Source organism: Sanguibacter suaedae (assembly GCF_016342785.1).
Taxonomy (GTDB): domain Bacteria; phylum Actinomycetota; class Actinomycetes; order Actinomycetales; family Cellulomonadaceae; genus Sanguibacter; species Sanguibacter suaedae.
In genome coordinates this window covers 56,703-78,213 of sequence record NZ_JAEINH010000009.1, presented here as the reverse complement: position 1 = coordinate 78,213, position 21,511 = coordinate 56,703, and the positions used below count along the sequence as shown (strand labels likewise).

The window sequence follows — 21,511 nt, the reverse complement described above, 5'->3', positions numbered from 1 at the left end:
TCCTCCGTCGGATCGGCGTTGGTGCTCCGATTCTCAACGCGCCCCGTGGGGTGACGCATCGGTGGAACTACCAGTGGTGCATACCGGGCACACCGGTACGCACCGGGTGGGGGTACGTGGGGGCGTGGGTGCGCAGCGCCGGGCGGGTCAGCGGCCGGGCAGGCCGGGGTCCGTGGCGCCCGCGACGTCGCGCACCCACGGCGCGGGCGTCGTTCCCAGCCTGGGTGCGATCTCGAGCCGCGCCCGCGCGGCCCGGACCTGGGCACGGGTGACGACGGCGACTCCGGGTGCGGACTGCGCGGTGAGCTGGTCGCCCTCGCCCGTCGTGCGGTGTCGGGGCGCGTCGCCCGCGGGTCGGCCGCCGGTCGGTGCGGCCTCGTCGAGGAGCGCGCCCCAGGTGGCGTCGGCGAGCTCGAGCTCCTCGGCGTGGGCAAGGTCGCTGCGCGCGAGGAGGAGCAGCGTGCCCACACCCACCTCCTGGCCGTGCGGGTCGTCGTCGAGGACGTGGTCGGCCGCCCACTCGAACCGGCGCCACCACTCGGCCTTCGCGTCGGCCCGGCGGCGTTGAGCGAGGCTGAGGACCGCGATGGTCCCGGCGATGACCGCCGAGACGAGGGTGGCGAACGGCGCGAGCGCCGACACCCACTCGACCCACAGGGGCAGGACGCTCGTCCCGGACTCCTCGATGCTCATGGTCCGAGGGTCCCAGAGGGCACCCACACCGGTCAGCGAGGGAGGAACCGGACGAGGTCCACCCGCCCGGGCGGGTGGACTTCGTCCGCGCCCCGGGGTCTCACCCGCTCCTGAGCGAGACCGCCGGGCGTGGCCGTGCGACTCTCGGTGGAGGCGTCAGGACGCGGGGCCAGGAGCACATCAGGATCAGGACGATCGGAGGACCCACCATGGACGGACGGGGACCCACGGTTGCGGGCGCGACCACAGCAACGGGCGGGGGCTCCGCGGCGGGCGGCAGCGGGCTGCTGCGGGCCCACGGCACGCAGGGCGTGCCCCGCCGAGCGGTGCTCAGGGCTGCGGGGATCGCGGCCGTCGTGCCGTTCGTCGTCGCGGGCACGGCGCTCGGGGCGGGTGCCGCCCCGAAGAAGCCGGGTGGTGGCAAGGGCAAGCCCGTCGCGCCGGAACCGGCACCTGCCCCGGAACCCGTACCCGTCCCCGAGGTCCCCGCATCCGCGGACTTCACCGCGAACCTGGCCGCCGCGTTCGCCTTCCTCGACGAGCGGGTCTCGCTCGCGCCGGGCACGGAGGGATTCCTGCCGCGCAGCTACACGAGCGGTTTCCTCGGGTCCATCGGGTACGACGTGGCGTTCGTGTACGACTGCGCGCTCGTGGTCCTTGCGTACCTCGCACGCGGCACCGAGGCCGACGTGGCGCGTGCGGCACGCGTGGGCGACGTCCTCGTCGCCGTGCAGTCGGCCGACGTCGCCGGGGACGGACGGGTGCGCTCGTCGTACATGTCGTCGCCCGCCGTGGGGTCGCGTGGCGCGGACGTCGCGAACGCGGCGACCATGACGGGGAACCAGGCGTGGGTGGGGCTCGCGCTCGTCGCGCTGCACCAGCGCACGGGCGACGCCCGCTATCTCACCGCCGCGCTGCGGACCGCGGAGCTCCTCCTGGGCTCGACGTACGACACGCGGGGCGTCGGCGGGTTCGCCGGCGGGTGGACCGCGGGCGGCGCGAAGATCGGGTGGCGCTCCACGGAGCACAACATCGACTGCGTGGCGTTCTTCGGGCGGCTCGCGTCCGTCACGGGCGACGCCCGCTGGGCGGCGGCGTCGGAGTCGGCCCGGAGGTTCGTCCGGTCCATGTGGGCGGGGACGCACTTCCACGTCGGCACCCTCGACGACGGGACCACCCCCAACACGTGGCCCATCTTCGAGGACGTGCAGAGCTGGTCGTGGCTCGCCCTGGGCGAGACCGCGCACAGCGCGTCGGTGGACTGGGCGTGGGACAACCTCGTGACCACCGACGGCGCCGTGACCGGGCCGCGCGTGTTCTTCACGACGCAGCAGAAGGTGTGGGTCGAGGGCACCTGCCAGCTGGCGACCGCGCTCGTGTCGCGCGGCGCGCCGGGCGACGCCGAGCGGGCGGCGACGCTCCGGGCGAGCATCTGGACGGCGCAGACGACGGGGAGCGCCGCCGACGGGCGGGGCGTGCCCGCGGCGTCGTCGGACGGCCTCGACGACGGGTACGGCGAGACCATCTACGCGTCCCTGCACACCGGTGCCACGGCATGGGCGGTCTTCGCGGAGCTGGGCGTCAACCCGCTCGCGTCGTAGCGGCGGGGCCTGCGCCCCGGGTGGCACGCTGGGGGCATGGATCTCCTCGGTGCCCCCTTCGGTGACGGTCTGCTGCTGGACCTCCACGTGCCCGACGGGCCGGGCCCGTGGCCCGTGGTGGTGTGGACGCGGGGGTCCGGCTGGCAGGAGGACGACGCCCGCCGGGGTGCCGACGTCGTCGCCCGCCACCTGGGGCTGCACGGGTTCGCGGTCGCAGGCGTGGACGTCAGCCCGAGCCACCGCGGCGTGTTCCCGCGCCAGCTCGACGACATGGCGGCGGCCATGCGGCACCTGCGCGAGCACGCGACGCGGTACGGGATCGACGCGACGCGCGTGGCGAGCATGGGCGACTCGTCGGGCGGCTGGGCTGCGTGCCTGGCGGGCCTCGCCCTGCCTCCCGGTGAGCGGACCGACGCCGTGGTCGCCCTGTACCCCCCGACGGACCTCCTCGCCATGGACTCCCAGATGCTCCCCGGCCTGGTCGGCGTCTCGACGCCGGGGCACGACGACCCGGGGTCGTGCGAGTCGCGCCTCCTCGGGGGCACCCTCCCGGAGGTGCCCGACGCGGCGCGCGCCGCGAGCCCGATCACCTACGCGGCGGCAGGCGCACCGCCCGTCCTCCTCGTCCACGGAACGCGCGACGAGAGCGTCCCGTACGCGCAGAGCACGACCTTCGCCGACGCCCTCGGGGCCGTGGGGGCGGACGTGCGGCTGGTGACCCTGCCAGGGGTGGGGCACGGCCCGTGGGCGGACGTCCTCGACGGGTCCGTCGGCGCCGACGGGGCCGCGGGCGATGCCACCGGTGGGGCGACGATGTGGCGACCCGGGGCTGACGTGCCCGGACGACCGGTGGCGTTCGGGTGGGGTGTGGTGGTGGAGTTCCTCTCCGAGCACCTCGGCGTCGCGGTGCGCGGCCCGGATCGTTCTGCCGGCTGACCAGGAGCCTCCTCACCGACCTTTGGACGGTGAGGTTGGGCGTGTCGGTGCGGTCAGGGGTGGGCGTGAGCGCGGCCGGGTGGCATGGTGTGCGTGTGAAGGACGACTCCACGGACGCGCAGGGCGCTCCGCTCCCCGACGACCTGCCGCAGGACGTCGCGCCCGGACCTGAGCTCGACGCGGGTCTCGACGAGGGCCTCGAGGCCCTCTGGGAGACGCACCGTCCGCCCCCGCGGCTCGTGGTGTGCGGGGCGACCGACCTGGGTGCGGCGCTCACGGAGGCGGCGGCGCTGCTCGGGTGGCCCGTGACCGTCGTGGACGCCAGCCCTGAGCTCGCGGACCCGGAGCGGTTCCCGGGCGCGCGCGACGTGGTGGTCGCGTGGCCACACTCGTACCTGGCGATGCAGGACGAGCAGGGCCTGCTCGACGAGCGCACCGCCGTGTGCGCCCTCTCGCACGACCCGAGGTACGACGTGCCGCTGCTCATCACCGCCCTGCAGCTGCCCCTCGCCTACGTCGGCGCACTGGGGTCACGAGCCACGCACGACTCCCGTGTGCTCACCCTGCAGGAGTCGGGCCTCGACGACGAGGTCCTCGCGCACCTGCACTCCCCCATCGGCCTCGACCTCGGCGGCACCACCCCGCAGGAGACGGCCGTCGCGATCCTCGCCGAGATCATCGCCGTCCGCTCCGGCGCCTCAGGCCTCCCCCTGCGCGCCCTCGACGGGCCCGTGCACCGCGACCAGACGGACTGACTCTCCGTACGCAGGCCATCACCGCCCCGGCGTCATTCCCAGGTAGCGGTCGCGGGGTCGAGACCGTGGTGCCGGGCGTTGGCGTCGATGACGTCACTCACCCACTGCGCCAGGCCGGGCTCGAGGGCTTCGTAGTGGGCATTGAATCTCGGCTCTGAGACGTACATGCGCCCCAGGCAGACATGCATCGCGTGCGTGCAGTCGAAGTAGGAAGCCATGGAGGCCCGGTGTCGCTCCGCCAAGATGTTCGCCGCGGCGCTTCCGGGCGGGATCGCCTCACGCTTGGCGACAGCCAGATCCTGCTCGAGAGCCTTGGTGGCCGACGCGACCTCCTGCCAGTCCTCGCCTCTGCGGTGCGCGGCGTGCTCGGCGTACTCGAGCCACTGGGGGCTCTGCCCCCACCGCTCCTGGGCTTCGCTCACCCATCCGGGATCCCACCCGGGACCGAAGGCTTCGCTCTGCTCCTCCGGGGACATGAGGATCCCTGACGAGGTCGCCTCGATCATGCGGTCGACGGAGCCGACCATCGACTGCAGTCGGCCGATACGTTGGAGGAGCTGGGCACGCTGCTGACGCAATGAACCCGTCGCATCGATCAAGGGGGCGGACAGGATCTTCGCGATCTCGCCCAACGGCAGACCGAGCTCCCGGTAGATCAGCACGCGGTGGATGCGCGCGACGTCCGCCGGTGTGTACGAACGGTAGCCGCTGGGCGTGCGCTCGCTCGGGCGGACGAGGTCGATCGCGTCCCAGTGGTGCAAGGTCCGCACGCTCACACCCACAGAGGACGCAACCTCGCCGATCGTCATGCCCCGATGGGTCTTGTCGGTCGCCGCTCTCGTCACAGCGACCAGTGTGTCAGCAGCGCGGGACACGGCAGCGACAGGCAGGATGGTCATCCCCGGGGCACCTCGATGCCCATGTCCAGAAGGTTCTGCTCCTCGAGACTCCCAGGTTCCAGGGGACGGGCCGCGGTCATCGTCACTCGGGTCCTCTCCGGAGTGATGATCTGCAGCTCCACGGAGTTCCACGGCATGGTGCGAGGTCCGGACGTGCAGCCGGGGAGGAGGTCCTCGCAGGCCGCACGGACCTCGTCGATCTGGGTCAGGACGCACGCGAAGCTCAAGCCGCTCGTGGGAGCAGTCGCGTGCTGTTCGCCGGGTACCAGCAAAGCGTCCTGGAAGGCCCAGCGGCGCAGGTGTGTGAGGCGCCCGGGGATCGAGAAGAGGTCGATGAACCCCAGACCCCGGGTCCAGAAGTCGACCGAGGCCGCCAGGTCGGAGGTGGGCAGGGTGGCGAACATCGGCATTCCGTACACACCTCGGAAGACGTCCGGGGGCGTGGCGTCGAGCGCAGGGACGGGCACGGGGCTCATGGCAGTGTTCATCTCGTACTTGGTCATGACAGGAGCTTCCTCCCTGACGCCGCGTCAGGGTCAAGTCGCCACGATGTGTCTAATGCATGTTTCATCTAGGTTGAACCTGGGATCACCAGGGCGCATAGTGGTGGCATGGCCTCGAGAACTGTCACTACCCACGCCGACGCGATCCGCATGGACGTGCCGGATCTCGTGCAGACGCTCATCGACGCGCTCGGCGCCTCGGTCGTCGCCGCGATGTCGGGAGCCGGGTCGCGATCTCTTCCGAAGAAATGGGTCGAGGGCACCCGGCCCGGCCCCGAGAAGCTGGACCGCCTCCGCCTCGGCTACCGGGTGTGGAGGACCCTGAGCGACGCCGAGGGACGCCACGTCGCCCTCGCGTGGATGGTGGGCGCCAACCCGCGCCTGGAAGAGCAGACACCCGTCACCTGCATCCGGGAGCTCCGAACCATCGACGTGCTGGGCGCCGCCGAGGCGTTCGTGAACGACAACCCGGCGTGATAGATACACCGGTAGGACATACCTGCTCCACGACAGGCGTCCGCTTGATACCGGCCACCGGAGAGCTTGCCTACCGGGTCGCGAAGGACCGCTACACGCTGCGCTCGGGCCCTTTGTCATCGCTCGTGAACAGGCACGTAGGCCGCCTTCCACCCGATGTGAACGAGTCTCGGGGCAGATTCGACACGTTAGGTCGCACGGTCTACTTCGGCGACTCGCCCGAGTGCTGCTTCGCCGAGGTCCTTCAAGGCTTCCGTATGAGCAGGGAGATGCAGGCTGCGGACGCCCAAGCCGCCGGGCAAGACGTTGATCAGTACCTGCACGACATCACCGCCGATGCGCTGAGCAATGACATCGATCCCCCGTGGGCCGTCTCGGGCGACTGGCAAGCCTCGCGCTCGTTGCTCCACATCCGCATGCCTCTCGAGGGATGGTGGGTGCAGATCGACCACCCAGACACCCTGAATGCCCTCAACGACGCGCTCGCCGCAGATCTACGGACGCTCGGGGTCGGACTCCTGACCTCGAGCATCGCCACGAGCGAGAACCGCCCGGCGACCACACTCATCGCGCAGCACGTCCGCGAACTCACACTCGAGGATGGCTCGCTGCCCTTGGGGATCTCGTTCCGGTCGAAGACGGAGTACGGCCGCTGCCTGGCCTGGTGGAATCGGCGAGAGGACGACGACCTCCTGCCTGCCGACGAGGGCCCGAGCTTCGACGGACGCAGCGACAACGTGTTCACGCCCGCCTTCCAGAAGATCTGCAGCGACTGGGGACTCCCGATCCTCCAGGTGCGCTCGGCCTGGTGATCGCCGACGAGGGCTTCACAGCATCGGACCGCCCTGCGACCGTAGTGTCACGACCTGTGCCAATCATCGAGGTCGTCCGTCCCGGAGCTCCTGCTGCCGACCGGATCGTGCGTGATTACATGTCGGAGGTCGCGTCCCGCTACTACGGTCGGCCGGCGTCATCGGACGAGGTCGACCAAGCGCTGCGTGACGAGCCGTACGACGACCTCGCGGGGACGACGGGTATCTTCCTCGTCGCCCTCGACGGCGGGCAGCCTGTGGGATGCGCCGGTGCCCGGTTCGTCGACGACATCGCCGAGCTGACGAAGGTCTACACCCAGCCTTCATGGAGGGGACGTGGCGTCGGTTCGGGTCTGCTGGCCGAGATCGAGACGATCGTGCGGACTCGCGGGCCCCGCGCTGTCCGCCTCGACACCCGCGCGGAGCTCGTCGAGGCCTGCACGCTCTACGAACGTCGAGGCTTCACGCAGGTCCCCGCGTTCAACGACGAACCGTACTCCGACCGCTGGTACGCGAAGGACCTCTGACGCCCGGAGCCGCGCCGTTCACGCAGGGTCGCGGACGCCCACCCGGTCGAGGATCGCGTCGCACGCGACGAACCCCACCATGACACCGACGATCCACGCGGCGATCACCCAGACGGACGCGTCCATCGCGCTCACGACGAGCACCGGGCCGACGAGAGTGAGGGCCGCGACCGCGCGCAGCGCGAACCGGCGGGTCCGCGCCGCGTGGACGGAGAAGGTCCCCGCCGCGAGGCCGACGAGCGCGAGAAGGACGGAGAGCACGACCGTGGTGACCATGCGCCAAGCCTAGGCCCGATATGTCCCTCAGTACCTGAACCGCGCGACCTGGGAGCTGAGCTCCTGGGCGAGGGACGCGAGACCCTGGATGTTCTCGCCCGCCTGCGCGATGCCGGCCGCGACCTCGTTCGTCGACTCGGCGACGCCGGAGATGTGGGACGCGATCCGTTCGGACCCGTCCGCCGCCTCCGTGATGTTCCGGCCGGACTCGTTGGTCGTCGCCGTCTGCTCCTCGACGGCCGACGCGATGGACATCTGGTAGTCGTTGATCGACGCCACGATCTGCCCGATCTCCCGGATGGCGTCCGCAGCGCCCCGCGAGTCCGACTGGATGGCGTCGACCCGTCGGGCGATCTCCTCCGTCGCCCGCGACGTCTCCTGCGCCAGCTCCTTCACCTCACCGGCGACGACGGAGAACCCGCGTCCCGCCTCACCGGCGCGGGCCGCCTCGATGGTGGCGTTCAGGGCCAGCAGGTTGGTCTGGTCGGCGATCGACGTGATGAGGCGCACCACGTTGCCGATCTCGACGCTGGACGTCGCGAGGCTGACGACCGTCACGTCCGTGCGTTCCGCAGCGAGGACGGCCGTCGCAGCGACCTCCGCCGCCTGGTTCGCGTTCCGGGAGATCTCCCGGATCGACGTCTCCATCTCGTGCGACCCCGCCGCGACCGTCACGACGTTCGAGGAGACGCCCGACGCCGCTGCCGTGACCTCCGCGGCCTGGCGCATCGCCCGTTCCGACGCCTCGGCGACGGATGCTGCGACCGCCTCGAGCTCCTTGCTCGCCCCCGCCAAGGTGGTGGTGGTCGTCGAGATGTCGCGCACCAGCGCCGACACCCTCGTCGTGGCCTCGTTGAGGGCGTCGCCCATCTGGCCCGTCTCGTCCGCGGAGTCGACGTCCACCCGGACCGTGAGGTCACCGTCGGCGAGGCCGCGCAGCGCGTCACGCACCGCGTGCAGTCGACGGACGATGCCCCGGGCGACGACCCACGCGAGCGCCGCACCGGCGACGAGGGCTGCGACGGTCACCGCGACCGTCACGAGACGGTTCCGGGACTCCGCGGCGTCGACCTGGGCCTTGAGGTCGACGACCTGAGCCTGTGCGGCGTCGCGGAGGTCGTCGAGCGCGCCGGACACGATGAAGTACGCGTCCCAGCGGTCCCCCACCCAGATGGCGTCGCCGTCGTCGAGGTCACCGGCCCGCCAGGAGGCGAAGATCCGCTGGTCGGCGTCGGCGTACGCCTGCCAGGCCGCGACGATCTCGGCGTGGGCCGCAGCCCCGTCCGCGTTGAGGGACGCCGGGTCGAGGGCGAGGACCGAGTCCTCGAAGGCGGTGATGCCCTGCTGGTACCCGGCGATGTTGTCACCGTCGACAGCGGCGGCCTCGGCCCCGCCGTCGACCCTGGACGCCCAGGCCATGATGGCGAGGTAGTCGGCAGCCCAGAGCATGCCGTACCGGCCGGCCTCCACCTCGGTCTGGACCTGCACCGCAGCGTCCACCTCGGCCCGGAGGGAGGCGATCCTGTGCGCGCCCTGGAGGGCTGTGGCCGTGACGATCAGCAGCCCCAGCATGAGGACGAGCACGATCGCCGCCACGCGCGTCAGCACGCTCTGGTCGTTGAACCCGCCTCGAAGGCGCTTCGTTGCGCTCGTCCTCATGGCGCCCAGATCGACCGTGGCCTCGCTGCCCTGAGGAAGGTCCCGGGTGAAGATCCCTCGGTCCTGCTAGGACGACCGGCTCGACGAGGCCTACGCGCGGGCCGCGGCCTGCTGCTTGAGGAGGGCGACGACGTCGAGGAGGGACTCGAGGTCGGCCTGGGTGGTGGTCGTCATGGCCTCGCCCCAGGGGCCGCCCGCGAGCGCCGCGTTGTAGTAGAGGCCGTCACCGAGGAGCACGATGGCGCGGGCGATGGGGCGGTCGCCGACCTCGGCGAGGATGATCTCGTGCCAGGTGTCCTGGATGCGTTGCATGGCCTCGCGGGCCTGGGGGTTGGCGTCCTGGACGAGGCGGGCGGTGGCGACGAGGGCCCGGTCGAAGGGGGTGCCGAGGTACGCGGAGCCGCCCACATAGTAGGCGGAGGCCCCCTGGGGTGCTTCCCGCATGGCGGCCATGTCCTCGTCGGCGAGGGCTTCGAGCCGGGCGACGAGGCCTCCGACGAGGGCGTCCTTGCTCTTGAAGTGGTAGAGCAGCCCGCCCTTGGACACGCCTGCGAGGGCTGCCACCGCGTCCATGGTGGCGGCCCGTTCGCCGTCGGTGATCAAGAGCTGCTCGTAGGCGTCGAGCACCTGGTCCCTGGCTGACACAGGTCACACCCTAGCCCTCGACGACTGTACCGGCTGGACGGTATAGTCGGCGGTCGGCCGGCACACCGGACCGCCACCCGAGATGCCTCTCGACACAGCACCCCGGAGCACCACATGACCACCCTCCGTCCCGCACCCACGGAAACGACCGCCCCCACCACCAGCCCCGCCCGCAGGTGGGCCGCCCTCGCGGTCCTCATGCTCCCGGTGCTCCTCGTGGCCGTCGACAACACGGTGCTGAGCTTCGCGATCCCCGCGATCTCCGAGTCCCTGCGCCCCGGCGGCACCCAGCTGCTGTGGATCGTCGACGTGTACCCGCTGGTCCTCGCAGGACTGCTCGTCCCCATGGGCAGCCTCGGCGACCGCATCGGCCGCCGCCGTCTCCTGCTCGTCGGCAGCGTCGGCTTCGCGGCCGTCTCCGCCGTCGCGGCCTTCGCCCCCACCGCCGAGACCCTGATCGCGGCGCGCGCCGGGCTCGGGTTCTTCGGCGCGATGCTCATGCCCGCGTCGTTGTCCCTGCTGCGGAACATCTTCACCGACCCCGTCGAGCGGCGGACGGCCATCGCCATCTGGGCGTCGGGCTTCTCCGGCGGTGCGGCGCTCGGCCCCATCGTCGGCGGGTACCTCCTCGAGCACTTCTGGTGGGGCTCGGTGTTCCTCCTCGCCGTGCCCGTGCTCGTCCCGCTCCTCGTGGCCGGCCCGCTGCTCGTGCCCGAGTCCAAGGACCCCGCCCCCGGCCCGCTCGACCCCACGAGCATCGTCCTGTCCCTCGCCACCATGGTGCCCGTCGTCTACGGCATCAAGGCCGCCGCCGAGTCCGGCGTGACCGTCACCGCGGTCGCGGCGGTCCTCGTCGGGCTCGCCGCAGGCACCACGTTCGTCCGCCGCCAGCTGCGTCGCCCCGTCCCCATGCTCGACGTGCGGCTCTTCACCAACCCGGTCTTCAGCGGGGCCGTCTCCGCGAACCTCCTCAGCGTGTTCTCACTGGTCGGGTTCCTCTTCTTCATCTCCCAGCACCTCCAGCTCGTGAGCGGCCGCGGGCCCATGCAGGCCGGGTTCGTCCTGCTGCCCGGGCTCGTCGTCACCATCGCCGCCGGGCTCGCCGCGGTGCGCCTGGTCCGGCGCTTCACGCCGCGCCAGGTGGTGGTCGGCGGCCTGCTCCTCAACGCCTCCGGGTACGTCGTGGTCCTCACCACCGGCGACGCCGGGTCCGACGTGGCGCTCCTCGTCGCGTTCGCGATGCTCGGCGCCGGGGTGGGCGCGGCCGAGACCATCTCCAACGACCTCATCCTGTCGAGCGTGCCACCCACCAAGGCGGGCGCCGCGTCGGCCATCTCCGAGACCGCCTACGAGCTCGGTGCGGTCCTCGGCACGGCCGTCCTCGGGAGCATCCTCACCGCGTCCTACCGTGGCAGCGTGGTGGTGCCCGACGGCCTGCCCGCCGACGACGCGTACTCCGCGGGGCAGACCCTGGGCGGGGCGAGCGAGGTCGCCACGGGCCTGCCCGCCGCCACGGGCGACGCGCTCCTCGAGTCCGCCCGCCACGCGTTCGACTCCGGGGTGGTCGTCACGTCGAGCGTCGGCGTCGCGCTCATGCTCGTCGCCGCAGGCGTCGCGTTCCGCACCCTCCGCGACGCCCGCTAGGTCCTCCCCTCGGCCGGGGCGTCAGTCCCGGCCGACGGCGAAGACGTGCAGCCCGAGGTCGTCCGAGAACCGCTCGCACGCCAGCACCCCGCGCACCGAGTTCCCCACGGGGTCCAACGGCGGGCTGTACACGCCGATCCCCGCGACCCCCGGTGCCGCAGCCACCAGCCCGCCGGCGACGCCCGACTTCGCGGGGAGCCCCACTCGGCGCAACCACCGACCCGACCCGTCGTACATGCCGCAGGTCACCATGACGCTGAGGACCGTGGTCACCACCTCCGCGCTCACCACCTGCTCCCCCGTCACCGGGTTGCGGCCGCCGAAGGCGAGCGTCGCCCCCATGAGCGCGAGGGTCTCCGCGCTCACGAGCACGGAGCACGCCCGCGCGTACACCGTGATGGCGTCCTCGACGGGCACGTGGAGCGTGCCCGCCGAGCGCATGAGGTGACCGAGCGCCCGGTTCCGGTCACCGAGCATGCGCTCCGAGTGGCTCACCGCCTCGTCGACCGTGAGCTCCTTGCCCGCGAAGGCCGACAACCCCGCCATGATGCGCTCGATGCGCGCGTCGGGCGCCGCCCCGTCCACGAGGCTCGCGGTGAGCAGGGCGCCCGCGTTGACCATGGGGTTCGCCGGGCGGCCCGTGCTGCTCTCCAGGACCACGGCGTCGAACGGCTCCCCCGTCGGCTCCGTCCCCACCCGGTCCAGGACCTCCTCACCCATGTCCGCGAGCGCCAGGGCGTACACGAAGGGCTTCACGGCGGACTGGACGGAGAACTCGACGTCCGCGTCGGCGGTGGAACGCAGGGCACCGTCGTGGTCGACGACGGCGATGCCGCACACGTCCGGGTCGGCGGCCTCGAGCTCGGGGATGGAGTCGTCGACCTCGCCGTCGCGCACGGCGAGCATGTCGGTGCGCAGGGCGTCGAGGTCGTACGTGTCGGGGGTCCATCCCCCGTGAATCAGCGCGACCGTGCGGGCGCGCGGTGGGTGAAGGTGGGGTGAGATCACCGACGACACCGCAGGTCATGGCGGCGTGCTGCGATCTCACCCGGCCCGAAGGCTTATGTCCCTCTCATGCACCTGCCTAACCTCGTCCCGCAGATCGCGGATCCGGGGGGACGCGATCGACCGGCGAGGGTGCCGGTCGCGCGCTCGTCCATGACTTCCCCCTGGCCGTCGCAGGGGGAGAAGAGCATGACCGCATCGCAGATGACCAAGACCGCACGGAGCCCCAAGCTCAAGGCACTTCTCGCGGGAGGTGCGGTCCTCGGTCTCGGGGCGACCGTGACGCTCGCCGCGTGGACGGACACCGAGTGGGTGTTCGGTGGGAACGCGGCCGGGGACGGGCCCGGCATCGGGACGTCCGTCTTCGAGGTGGAGCAGAACGTCGACGCCCCGTTCACGGAGGCCGGCTTCACGCAGGCCGAGGCGAACCCGGGCCAGGCGATGACCTTCGGGCTCTCCGCCCTGAGCCTCACCCCCGGCGACTCGGTCTACGCACCGGTCGCGCTGCGCACCATCGACGACTCGATCGCCGGCACCCTGTCCCTCGACCCGGCCGTCCCCGCGGACGGCATCGCGGTGACCGACGCGGACCAGGCCCTCTGGGGTGCGCTGGACCTGCGGGTGGCCGTGCTCGAGGGGGACGGCACGACGACGTTCACGTGCGACGCGACGACGTTCACCGGTGCTGCTGTCACCATCGTCGCCGACGGCCCGCTGGCCACCGCCGGGGCCTCGGACGTCGTCGAGCTCGACGCCGACAGCGGGAACACGGCGTACTTCTGCTTCGAGATCACCCTGCCCGACGCGCCGACGTTGCCCACCGGGTTCCCGCTGGCCGAGCTCCAGGGCCGGAGCGCCGCTCCCGCGTGGAACTTCCCGTCGGTCTCCGAGTGACCCGAGCGTCACGCCGGGGCGACCGCGCGGGACGCGCGGCCCGCGCCCGTCAGCGCTGCCTCACCGTCGCGAGCGTCGTCGGGGCCCTGTCGATCGTCTGGTTCGCGTGCTCGCTCGCGTTCGGGTGGTCGCTGGTCCTCTTCAAGACCGGGTCGATGGCCCCGACGTACCCCACGGGTGCGGCTGCGGTCTCGGTCCCGGTGTCCGCGGAGGACATCGAGGTCGGCGACGTCGTGACCGTGCCGCGCGCGCAGGGCGGCCTGCCGGTCACCCACCGGGTCGTGGACGTGGCCCCGGTGGCGTCGGACCCCGCAGCACGGCAGCTGGTGCTGCGGGGTGACGCCAACGCGATCGACGACCGTGACCCGTACGTGGTGCGGGACGCGGAGAAGATCGTCGGTGGTGTGCCGTACGTCGGGTACGCGGTGACGGTCCTCGCCCAGCCGACGACGCTCCTCGTGGTGACGGTCCTCGTCGCCCTCCTCACGGTATGGATGCTGTGGCCTGCCCGCGAGGAGCCCGACGCACCGGACGAGGGGCGGGCCGCACCTGAGACCCCGACCACCACCGACGACGCGCAGACCGCCCGGTCGGCCGTCGCGCACCGCTGAGCCGTCCCGCGAGAGCGGGCGGCACCACCACGACCGACCGGAGAGGAGGACCCATGAGGACGCGACGCCACGCCCGCACGGTGTGCCTCCTCGTCGGGCCCGTCCTCGTGGTCGCGGGGGCGGTGAGCGCCGCGCAGGCGAGCGCCCTGCCCGGGGCTGTCACCCCGGCGGCGGTCGAGCCCGACCTGATGGTCCGGTCCGACTGGTCGCAGGCGCCACTGGACGCGATCGCACCAGGCCGCCCGGCGTACTGGGAGGTCGACGCCTGGGTGGTCGGCGTGGAAGGAGCCGCGTTCTCGCTGGAGCTCCGCAAGGACGGGACGCTCATGACCTCGCCCCGCGGGGTCACGACCACGGTCGAGCGGTGCAGCACGGAGTGGACGGGAATCCCCGATGCTCCTCTCTGCGCCGGGGCGGGGGCGGAGGTGGTCGTCGCAGAACCGAGCGACGACCTCGCGGACTCCAGCCCCGTGTACCTGCTCCCCGACCGCGGCGAGCAGGAACCGATCCACCTGCTCGTGACCGTCGCGCTCGACGACTCACCCGAGGCGCGCGCCGACCAGAGCCTCATGGGACTCACCGGCGCCCTGGGCATCGGGATCACCGCCGAGGCGGACGACATCCTGCCCGGCGGCACGCCGCCCCCCACGGAGACGCCCGGCCCGACGACGCCCCCGTCACCGGGCCCGACCGACCCTGACCCCGGTGACGGTACCGGAGACCCCGGTACCGGAGACCCCGGTACCGACGGCCCGGACCCTGACGGCTGGGGCGGCGCAGGCACCCCCGGGCCGCCGGAGGCTCCGTCCGTGCCCGACGGTCAGGGCTGGGTCCCGGCACCCCGCGCCGACGCACCACCCGGCCGCCTGGCGACGACCGGCACGGATGTCGCCGGCCTGGTGCGGGCCGCGGCGCTCGTCGTGCTCGGCGGAGGCCTGCTGCTCCTCGCCGGCGGCCGCCGCCCCTCGGGAGCGACGGCATGAGCGCGCTGCCCGGGGCGGAGCGTCGCGCCGCACTGACCGCGGTCCTCGCGGTGGTCCTGGCGACCGTCATGCTCGCCGTCGGCGCCCTCCGGGCCGTGCCCACGGTCGCGTCGTGGACGGACACCGAGACGGTCCACGGGCAGGTGGGGACGGGCTCACTGGTGTGCGGCGCCGACGCCAGGTACGTGACACGCTCCGACGCACGGTTCCTCAGCGGGTCGCTCCTGCGGACCAACCTCGACGCGCTCGCGTCGCTGCGCGGCATGAACCTCGTGCGACCCGGGGCCGCAGCGGCCGCCCCGACGCCCACCAACGCCGTGAACCTCGGGGTGAACGACGGCGACCCGACGCTCGACACCTTCGGCAACCCGCTCGCCGTGTCTGCGCTCGGCGGCATCGCGGGCCTCGACCTCACCGGGCTGTCCGTCGGGCTGCCGGTCGGGTCCGCGGGACCCGCCAACCAGTACACCCAGGTGACGTCCACCGGGCGGTCCGTCGCCGCGTCAGGTCTGGTCAGCAACACCGGAGGCGTCCTCGTCTCGGGCGACACCCCGCCTGCGACGCTCCCCGGCCGGGCGAGGGTGAGCCTCTCGGGGGTGCTGCCCGCCGTGGCGAACGTCAGCGACGCGCGCCTCGCCGTCGGCGCCGTCGGGTCGTCCGCGTCGCTCGACTGGTGCGGTGCGCTGCGCAGCTCGGTGTGGGGCGACGGGTCGGTCACCGGGGTCACCCGGTCCTACGGCATCGCCGGGCTCGACCTCGAGGTCGCCAGCCCGCTCGTCCGTTCGCTGACCTCGAGCGTGTCGAGCACCGTGAACGCCCTGAACTCCGCGGTCCCGACGCTCGCCGGGACCAACGGGCTCATCAGCCAGGCCATCCGCAGCTCCATCCTGGCCGGGGTGACCAACCTCCTCCGGATCGGCACGGTGACGGGCACCGTGACGGTCACCAACCTCAACCTCTCGGCGGCCCTCGGCGGTCTGCTCACCACGCCGCTCTCCGACGGTGGGGTCACCGTCGACCTCGCGTCGGGCATCGTGCGCGTGAACCTCGCGACGCTCCTCGGGGACGGCGCTCGTGGTCTCAACGACCTGCCTCCCAACCACGAGGTGGTCCTCGACGCCGCCCTCCTGAACGGCATCGGCGACCGTGTGCGGGCGCTGCTCACCGCATGGACCGCCCAGGTGACCACGGCCCTCACCGCCGCGATCGGGGCGGCGACCGTCACCGTGAACCAGGAGGTGACGCTCACCAACCTCCTCAACCTGGGGAACGTCCTGCGCCTCAACGTGTCCTTCTCGAGCAGCCTCGCCAACGTCCTCAACGGCACCACGCAGGCGACAGTCACCGCCTCGGTGCTCGGCGGCCTCGTCGGGATCGACGTCACCGCGCTCACGACGCTCCTCCGGACCAGCATCATCACGTCCGTCGCCGGGACGCTCACCACGCAGCTGAGCGCCAGGGTGACCGCGCTGGGCACAACGCTCGCCACCACCAGGACGTCGTTGGTGACAGCCCTGGGGTCCGTGGTCTCCGCCCTGCCGTCGGTGGTGTCCCTGCGGGTCAATGTCCAACCGGACCGGCCCGGGGCCCCACCGGGGTCGACGTTCGACCCCGGTGCCCCACCGTGGACGAGCCCTGCGTACAGCGTCGCGGCGCTGCGGCTCGGGCTCTTCGACTCGCTCGCACCAGCGAACGGCTTCGCGTACGCGACGTTCGCACGCTCTACGGTGGGGCCGTCGACCGCCCCCTACTGACTCGCACGGTCAGTGCGCCGCTGTCTCGTCCCGCGGGGTGCGCAGCGAGCGGTCCTCACGTGCCTCGGGAGCCTTGGGAGTCTTGGGCGTCTTGGGCCACACCGTGTAGCTGGCGGCCCAGAGGAGGTCGGCTGCAGCGACGATGCCGAGCACCGGGTAGATCTGCGTGAGGGCCTCCGTGCGGGCGGCGTCGTCGACGAGGAGCACGAGGACCTGGATGATGCCGGCCGCGATCCCCACGGCGAGTGCGGTGCGGACGACGTCTTTCCAGCACTTGGCGGCATAACGCATGCCGTGGAGCCTCTCGGGGGCCGGGCCGTCGGCGAAGCGGTGGGCGAACCGGACGTCGGCCCAGCGGATCATGGCGTGGCCGTAGGCGACGGAGAGCCCGAGGTAGACGGCGGCGAGCGCGTGGGGGGTCCCGGCGGTGGCGCCGCCGCGGAGGTCGACGACGGTGGTGGCGAGGAGCACGAGGTCGACGACGGGCGTGAGCGCGAGGAGGGTGAGGCCGGTGCGGCGGCGGCGCAGGGGGTAGCGGGCGACGAGGCCGAGGGCGATGAGGACCCAGAAGCCGATCTCGCACGCGACGATGATCATGACGATGGGGTCCACGGACGCTCCCGGTTCTAGTACGACTGTGCTTGAGAGCGTCACGCTAGCACGACCGTGCTAGCGTCGGGAGGTGCCCAGGACGATGAACCGCGACGAGCGCAAGGCCCAGCTGGCGGAGGCCGTGTGGCGCGTGGTCCTCGACCGCGGCATCGGAGCCGTGTCGGTACGGACCGTCGCGCAGGAGGCCGGCGTCGTGGTGGGGTCGTTGCGCCACGTGTTCCCCACGCGCACCGAGCTCCTCGAGTTCTCCGCCGAGCTCATGATGCAGCGGGCGACCGAGCGCATCGTCGCCACTCCCCCGCTGGACGACCCCGAGGAGTACGCGCTGGCCGTCCTGCGGCACCTGCTGCCCCTCGAGCCGGACAGCCGCGCGGAGCTCGAGGTGAACATCGCGCTCATCGCCGAGGCACCGGCCCTCCCGGGCCTGGAGCGGATCCGCACCGAGGCCTACGAGCAGCTGGGCGAGGGGTGCGTGCGGGTGGTCGAGATGCTCACCGGCCGCACCCGCGACGACCGGACCGTGCAGGACGCGCGACGCCTGCACGCGGTGGTCGACGGGCTGGCGATCCACCTGCTCGTGCGCCCGGCGTCGGACGACCCCGGGTGGGCGCTGGACATCGTCCGCGCGGAGATCGCCCGCATCGCGCAGGACGCGGACGGCGTCTGAGTCAGAGGCGCCGGTCGGCGACGAGGAACGCGCCGACGAGCACGAGCAGCTCGGAGATCAGCAGGACGGCCATCACCGCGGCGACGGGGACACCGAGCTGGAGCACGACGGCGGCGGTCGCGGTGAGGGGCAGCGCGGCGATCCCCACGGCCGACGTCGCGGAGCGCCACACGGTGAGGTCGCGCTCGTCGGCCTCGCGGGCGAACACCCGGTCGGCGGTGGTCGAGGAGTCACGGCGACGGTAGGCGCGCCACACTCCGACGACCGCCGCGACGAAACCCGCGGCTCCGCCGACGAGCACACCGTTGCCCATGGACCGGGCGGAGGACGAGTCCTGGGAGTGGAGCAGGAGCCACAGGCTCACGGTGAAGACGATGGCGGCGAGCCCGCCGGCGGCGAGCCCGAGTGCGATGCGCCTGGGGGAACGGTCAGTCCTCGACATGGAAGATCTCCTCGACGGTGGTCCCGAAGTGGCGGGCGATGGTGATGGCGAGCGGGAGCGACGGGTCGTACTTGCCCGTCTCGATGGAGTTCACGGTCTGGCGGGACACCCCGAGGGCGGTGCCGAGCGCGGCCTGGGACAGGCCTGCGGCCTCGCGGAGGGCGCGGACGTCGTTGAGCATGGCGACTCCTCTCCGTCCGTCGGTCACGCGGTGGCGGGCGTGCGCCCGGCCGGGTCGTCGTGGGTGCCCTCGTCCGTGGTGGCCGCCGGGACGGGGATGAGCAGCGCACGCAGGTCGATGAGCGTGTGGAGGACCATGACGATGAGGAGGCTACCGGTCGAGAGGTAGAGGCCGGCCATGACACCACCGACGAACCCGGTGGTGAGGATCCCGGTCCACCCCTGGTACCAGTGGGCGACCCCGAAGAGGACCGCGGCGACGACGATGAGCGCCGCGCGGGGCGTGGTGTCGGGGAGCGCGACGGCGAGGGTGAGGAGGATGAGCCCGCGGTAGGTGATCTCCTCGGTGACACCGGCGCTCAGGGAGAGCATCGCCCAGCCGCGTCGGCCCGCGGAGGTGCGGGGCAGCATCGGGAGGATGGCCTTCATCTGACCCTGGGGTTCCTTGGCCGGCTTGCCGGCGGCCTTGCGGGCGTTGAGCTTTCCGATGACGACGACGCCGACGATGGCGATGAGCAGCCCGGTGAGCATGCCGGCGAGCGTGGCCGTCGACGTCGAGCCACCGGTGATCCCGAACCGGTCCAGGCCTGCGACGTCGGGGACCCGGAAGCCGATGTCCCCGAGGCCGACGCCTGGCAGGGCGAGGACGAGGAGGATCGCGGCGACGGCCGACGCGCAGCCCTGGAGCGTCCACGACCGGTAGAAGCGCAGCCGGGCCGACTCGCCGTGGACGGCCTCCTCGGCGACGAACCGCGCGTGGCTGCGACGCCCGGAGACGGGCTCGTAGATGACGAGCCCGACGACCGCGACCACCAGGGTGACCACGACGGCCGGGTGGGGGGCGAGGGACTGGAGGTGGGAGAGCAGGTCGTTCACGGGGACTCCTCGGTCGGGATGTCAAGGGAGCTTGACTGATGTCAAGCATGCTTGACCATCCCGATCGTGTCAAGCGGCCTTGACATCGGGTCTCGGTGCGAGGCCGAGTCACGACCCCCATGTCCAGTGGCCGGTGCGGACGTCAGGCGACGGCAGCCCGCGCGATCACGAGGTGGAGCACGAGAACGACGGTCGCCCCGACCGCGAGCGCCAGCCCACCGTAGAAGGCTGCCGACGCAAGCGGATCGACGAAGGTCGTCGTGGGACTCCCACCCACACCGGTCCACGTGCACGTCCACCGCAGCGGGAAGAACGTCATCTCCTGGTCATAGGGCGGGTCGGCCTGAGCCGCGGGGTGCATCGCGTCGACGACACAGGCGGCGTCCCGATGCGCCAGGAGTGCCGCCCCGATCGCCGCGACGAGCAGTTCACCCACGATGCAGAGCACCGTCTCCCGCACCGTGCGCCCCACAACACCCTCCCCGGATCTCGACGACCCGACCACGCTAGCGCCCCGCACCGGCGCGGCGATGTACGTATCGTGGCCGGATGGAGACGGACCCAGACGTCGGGCTGCGGCTGGGACGATTCGCTCTCGTCATCGCGGCCGTGAGCGGGCTCGTCTGGGGAGCGATCGTGCGTGGCCTCCTCGCTGGGGACGGTACTGGGGTCCTCTTCCCCGACGGGCCGTGGATGGCTTGCGTCGGGCTGGCCGACGACGGCTCGTTGCCGGGGGTCGAGCCGGACGCGACTCCATTGGCGGCGGACGTCACGTTCCCCGGGAGCCTCGTCTGCCGATGGGGCGGCGACGTGGTGACGCACCACGAGCTCTTCGTCCTCGACCGGCTGTCGGTCGCGATGCTCGGCGCTGCGGTGGCGGTCACGGTCGGCGCGGCGGCCTGGGCCGTGGTCACTCGTCGAAGAGGGTTCCCTGGTCGGGTTCGTCGTCGCGTCGCCGCGTCCCGTAGGTGATGACGAGGAACGCCAGGTATGCGGCGCACACCATGATGACGAGCACGGGGACGTAGAGACCGGCGGTGGTGGACCAGTCCGCCACATGCCTCGACGCACCGTCGGACGCCGCGCAGTCCCACGTGACCGGGATCCACGACGACGGCCCGCCACGACCGGCGGACGATGCTCCGTCGAGGATCTCCGCGCACCTGTCGTCCGCGAGCACGCCGAGGAACGCCAACGCGGTGTACGGGACCATGAGGAGGCTCACCACGACGGCGGCGACCGCCGCGAGGCCGTGGACCGAGCCGAGGACCCACCGGCCCGCGCCGCCCTTCACCCGAGCTCCCGGACGTACCGCTGCGGGGCGTCGAGAAAACCGCGCCACCCGCGCACCAGGTCGAGGTCGTCGTACTCCGACCGGCGGATCCCCCAGTCGCCCACCTCGAGGAGGTCTGCTCCCGGGAAGGCCGCGAGGATCGGCGAGTGGGTGGAGATGATCACCTGGGAGCCGCCATCGACCTGGTCGCGCAGCAGGCCGAGGAGTGCGAGGCAACCCGTGAGGGACAACGCCGACTCGGGCTCGTCGAGGATCCACAAGCCGTGGAGCCGGTGGCGCTCGCCGACGAGGTCGAGGAACGACTCGCCGTGGCTGCGTTCGTGCAGAGGGCTGCCGATGCCCACGCTCTCGAGGTACGTGTAGAAGCCGTGCATGGTCTCCGCACGGAAGAAGAACCCCTTCTTCAGCGCTCCCGCCCCGCGGACGAGCAGCAGGTGCTCGGCGAGCGTCGACTCCGACGCGCGTGACGCGTGCATCGCCCCGGTGGACCCGCCCTCCGCGTTCATCCCGAAGGCGATGGCGATCGCCTCGACGAGGGTCGACTTCCCGGTGCCGTTCTCCCCCGTGATCACGGTGACCGCCCCGAGATCGAGCCCCTCGAGCAGGACCTGGCGGACCGGGGGCAGCACGGCAGGCCACCGGTCCATGTCCGCAGGTGCGTGCGGGTGCACCTCGACGCGACGCACGGACAGGGGCTTCGGCATGCCACCCAGTCTCGCGCGGCTCCGGCGATATGCGCGATTCACGGCTCGTCGCGGTGTATAAA

At 72.2% G+C, this 21,511-nt stretch carries 27 protein-coding genes; 13 read left to right on the top strand and 14 right to left on the bottom strand.

Features of this window, described 5'->3' with window-relative positions; translation table 11 throughout:
• Positions 1-147 precede the first annotated feature (147 nt).
• Complete coding sequence (locus JAV76_RS11610) at positions 148-693, bottom strand: hypothetical protein (protein ID WP_198734221.1); 546 nt, start codon at positions 691-693, stop codon at positions 148-150.
• A gap of 209 nt (positions 694-902) precedes the next feature.
• On the opposite strand from JAV76_RS11610, the gene JAV76_RS11605 reads away from it, so the two are divergent.
• The 3 genes from JAV76_RS11605 to JAV76_RS11595 all read left to right on the top strand — a co-directional run bounded on the left by JAV76_RS11605 (position 903) and on the right by JAV76_RS11595 (position 3,985).
• On the top strand, positions 903-2,294 hold the full coding sequence (locus tag JAV76_RS11605) for a hypothetical protein (protein WP_198734220.1): 1,392 nt from the start codon (positions 903-905) through the stop codon (positions 2,292-2,294).
• 36 nt (positions 2,295-2,330) lie between these two features.
• Positions 2,331-3,230, top strand: coding sequence for an alpha/beta hydrolase (locus JAV76_RS11600; protein ID WP_198734219.1), 900 nt, complete (start codon positions 2,331-2,333; stop codon positions 3,228-3,230).
• Positions 3,231-3,325: 95 nt separating this feature from the next.
• A complete protein-coding gene (locus JAV76_RS11595; RefSeq protein ID WP_307844181.1) occupies positions 3,326-3,985 on the top strand; it encodes an XdhC family protein in 660 nt (219 codons plus the stop codon).
• A gap of 32 nt (positions 3,986-4,017) precedes the next feature.
• Here the strand turns inward: JAV76_RS11595 and JAV76_RS11590 are convergent, their stop codons facing one another.
• Positions 4,018-4,794, bottom strand: coding sequence for a MerR family transcriptional regulator (locus tag JAV76_RS11590; RefSeq protein WP_230402226.1), 777 nt, complete (start codon positions 4,792-4,794; stop codon positions 4,018-4,020).
• 86 nt (positions 4,795-4,880) lie between these two features.
• Positions 4,881-5,387 carry a VOC family protein gene (locus JAV76_RS11585; RefSeq protein ID WP_230402209.1) on the bottom strand — a complete coding sequence of 169 codons (507 nt, stop codon included), beginning with the start codon at positions 5,385-5,387 and terminating at the stop codon, positions 4,881-4,883.
• A 108-nt stretch (positions 5,388-5,495) separates the two neighbouring features.
• Between JAV76_RS11585 and JAV76_RS11580 the strand changes: the two genes are divergently transcribed.
• From JAV76_RS11580 to JAV76_RS11570, 3 genes are all read left to right on the top strand, one after another.
• A complete protein-coding gene (locus tag JAV76_RS11580) occupies positions 5,496-5,864 on the top strand; it encodes a hypothetical protein (protein ID WP_198734216.1) in 369 nt (122 codons plus the stop codon).
• Between the two features lie 269 nt (positions 5,865-6,133).
• Complete coding sequence (locus JAV76_RS11575; RefSeq protein WP_372403539.1) at positions 6,134-6,676, top strand: hypothetical protein; 543 nt, start codon at positions 6,134-6,136, stop codon at positions 6,674-6,676.
• Between the two features lie 56 nt (positions 6,677-6,732).
• A complete protein-coding gene (locus JAV76_RS11570; RefSeq protein WP_307844179.1) occupies positions 6,733-7,203 on the top strand; it encodes a GNAT family N-acetyltransferase in 471 nt (156 codons plus the stop codon).
• An 18-nt stretch (positions 7,204-7,221) separates the two neighbouring features.
• Here JAV76_RS11570 and JAV76_RS11565 read toward each other — a convergent pair whose 3' ends face one another.
• The 3 genes from JAV76_RS11565 to JAV76_RS15270 all read right to left on the bottom strand — a co-directional run bounded on the left by JAV76_RS11565 (position 7,222) and on the right by JAV76_RS15270 (position 9,783).
• A complete protein-coding gene (locus JAV76_RS11565) occupies positions 7,222-7,479 on the bottom strand; it encodes a hypothetical protein (RefSeq protein WP_198734214.1) in 258 nt (85 codons plus the stop codon).
• A 27-nt stretch (positions 7,480-7,506) separates the two neighbouring features.
• A complete protein-coding gene (locus JAV76_RS11560; protein WP_198734213.1) occupies positions 7,507-9,138 on the bottom strand; it encodes a methyl-accepting chemotaxis protein in 1,632 nt (543 codons plus the stop codon).
• A 90-nt stretch (positions 9,139-9,228) separates the two neighbouring features.
• Positions 9,229-9,783: a TetR/AcrR family transcriptional regulator gene (locus JAV76_RS15270; RefSeq protein WP_307844178.1), complete on the bottom strand. Its 555-nt coding sequence runs from the start codon at positions 9,781-9,783 to the stop codon at positions 9,229-9,231.
• 114 nt (positions 9,784-9,897) lie between these two features.
• Here JAV76_RS15270 and JAV76_RS11550 point away from each other — a divergent pair, with 114 nt between their 5' ends.
• Positions 9,898-11,427, top strand: coding sequence for an MFS transporter (locus JAV76_RS11550; protein ID WP_198734212.1), 1,530 nt, complete (start codon positions 9,898-9,900; stop codon positions 11,425-11,427).
• A gap of 21 nt (positions 11,428-11,448) precedes the next feature.
• On the opposite strand, the gene glsA is transcribed toward JAV76_RS11550, so the two are convergent.
• Positions 11,449-12,435: a glutaminase A gene (gene glsA / locus JAV76_RS11545; RefSeq protein WP_307844177.1), complete on the bottom strand. Its 987-nt coding sequence runs from the start codon at positions 12,433-12,435 to the stop codon at positions 11,449-11,451.
• Between the two features lie 186 nt (positions 12,436-12,621).
• Here glsA and JAV76_RS11540 point away from each other — a divergent pair, with 186 nt between their 5' ends.
• From JAV76_RS11540 to JAV76_RS11525, 4 genes are read left to right on the top strand one after another with little or no spacing between them, the layout of a single operon-like run.
• Positions 12,622-13,326, top strand: coding sequence for a SipW-dependent-type signal peptide-containing protein (locus JAV76_RS11540; protein ID WP_198734211.1), 705 nt, complete (start codon positions 12,622-12,624; stop codon positions 13,324-13,326).
• Complete coding sequence (locus JAV76_RS11535; RefSeq protein ID WP_198734210.1) at positions 13,323-13,937, top strand: signal peptidase I; 615 nt, start codon at positions 13,323-13,325, stop codon at positions 13,935-13,937. Before JAV76_RS11540 ends, JAV76_RS11535 begins: the two co-directional genes overlap by 4 nt.
• Positions 13,938-13,990: 53 nt before the next feature.
• Positions 13,991-14,920, top strand: a complete 930-nt coding sequence (locus JAV76_RS11530; RefSeq protein WP_198734209.1) for a hypothetical protein — start codon at positions 13,991-13,993, stop codon at positions 14,918-14,920.
• The gene (locus tag JAV76_RS11525) at positions 14,917-16,674 is read left to right on the top strand and encodes a choice-of-anchor G family protein (RefSeq protein ID WP_198734208.1); all 1,758 of its coding nucleotides are present in this window, start codon (positions 14,917-14,919) and stop codon (positions 16,672-16,674) included. The genes JAV76_RS11530 and JAV76_RS11525 overlap by 4 nt, the downstream gene beginning before the upstream one ends.
• Before the next feature lie 9 nt (positions 16,675-16,683).
• Here the strand turns inward: JAV76_RS11525 and JAV76_RS11520 are convergent, their stop codons facing one another.
• Positions 16,684-17,286 (bottom strand): hypothetical protein, encoded by a 603-nt coding sequence (locus JAV76_RS11520; RefSeq protein WP_372403535.1) that lies wholly within the window; start codon positions 17,284-17,286, stop codon positions 16,684-16,686.
• Positions 17,287-17,356: 70 nt separating this feature from the next.
• Here JAV76_RS11520 and JAV76_RS11515 point away from each other — a divergent pair, with 70 nt between their 5' ends.
• Positions 17,357-17,953: a TetR/AcrR family transcriptional regulator gene (locus tag JAV76_RS11515; RefSeq protein ID WP_307844176.1), complete on the top strand. Its 597-nt coding sequence runs from the start codon at positions 17,357-17,359 to the stop codon at positions 17,951-17,953.
• Position 17,954: 1 nt separating this feature from the next.
• Here JAV76_RS11515 and JAV76_RS11510 read toward each other — a convergent pair whose 3' ends face one another.
• The 4 genes from JAV76_RS11510 to JAV76_RS11495 form a co-directional block, all read right to left on the bottom strand.
• Complete coding sequence (locus JAV76_RS11510) at positions 17,955-18,395, bottom strand: hypothetical protein (protein WP_198734207.1); 441 nt, start codon at positions 18,393-18,395, stop codon at positions 17,955-17,957.
• Positions 18,382-18,576: a helix-turn-helix transcriptional regulator gene (locus JAV76_RS11505; RefSeq protein ID WP_198734206.1), complete on the bottom strand. Its 195-nt coding sequence runs from the start codon at positions 18,574-18,576 to the stop codon at positions 18,382-18,384. Before JAV76_RS11505 ends, JAV76_RS11510 begins: the two co-directional genes overlap by 14 nt.
• Before the next feature lie 23 nt (positions 18,577-18,599).
• The gene (locus tag JAV76_RS11500) at positions 18,600-19,451 is read right to left on the bottom strand and encodes a CPBP family intramembrane glutamic endopeptidase (protein ID WP_198734205.1); all 852 of its coding nucleotides are present in this window, start codon (positions 19,449-19,451) and stop codon (positions 18,600-18,602) included.
• Between the two features lie 142 nt (positions 19,452-19,593).
• Positions 19,594-19,887, bottom strand: a complete 294-nt coding sequence (locus tag JAV76_RS11495; RefSeq protein WP_198734204.1) for a hypothetical protein — start codon at positions 19,885-19,887, stop codon at positions 19,594-19,596.
• 113 nt (positions 19,888-20,000) lie between these two features.
• Between JAV76_RS11495 and JAV76_RS11490 the strand changes: the two genes are divergently transcribed.
• The gene (locus tag JAV76_RS11490; RefSeq protein WP_198734203.1) at positions 20,001-20,423 is read left to right on the top strand and encodes a hypothetical protein; all 423 of its coding nucleotides are present in this window, start codon (positions 20,001-20,003) and stop codon (positions 20,421-20,423) included.
• Here the strand turns inward: JAV76_RS11490 and JAV76_RS11485 are convergent.
• Together JAV76_RS11485 and JAV76_RS11480 are read right to left on the bottom strand one after the other, a co-directional pair.
• Complete coding sequence (locus tag JAV76_RS11485; protein WP_198734202.1) at positions 20,362-20,745, bottom strand: hypothetical protein; 384 nt, start codon at positions 20,743-20,745, stop codon at positions 20,362-20,364. The genes JAV76_RS11490 and JAV76_RS11485 overlap by 62 nt on opposite strands.
• Entirely contained in the window at positions 20,742-21,449 is a 708-nt protein-coding gene (locus JAV76_RS11480) for an AAA family ATPase (RefSeq protein ID WP_198734201.1), read from the bottom strand. The genes JAV76_RS11485 and JAV76_RS11480 overlap by 4 nt, the downstream gene beginning before the upstream one ends.
• Between the last annotated feature and the right edge of the window lie 62 nt (positions 21,450-21,511).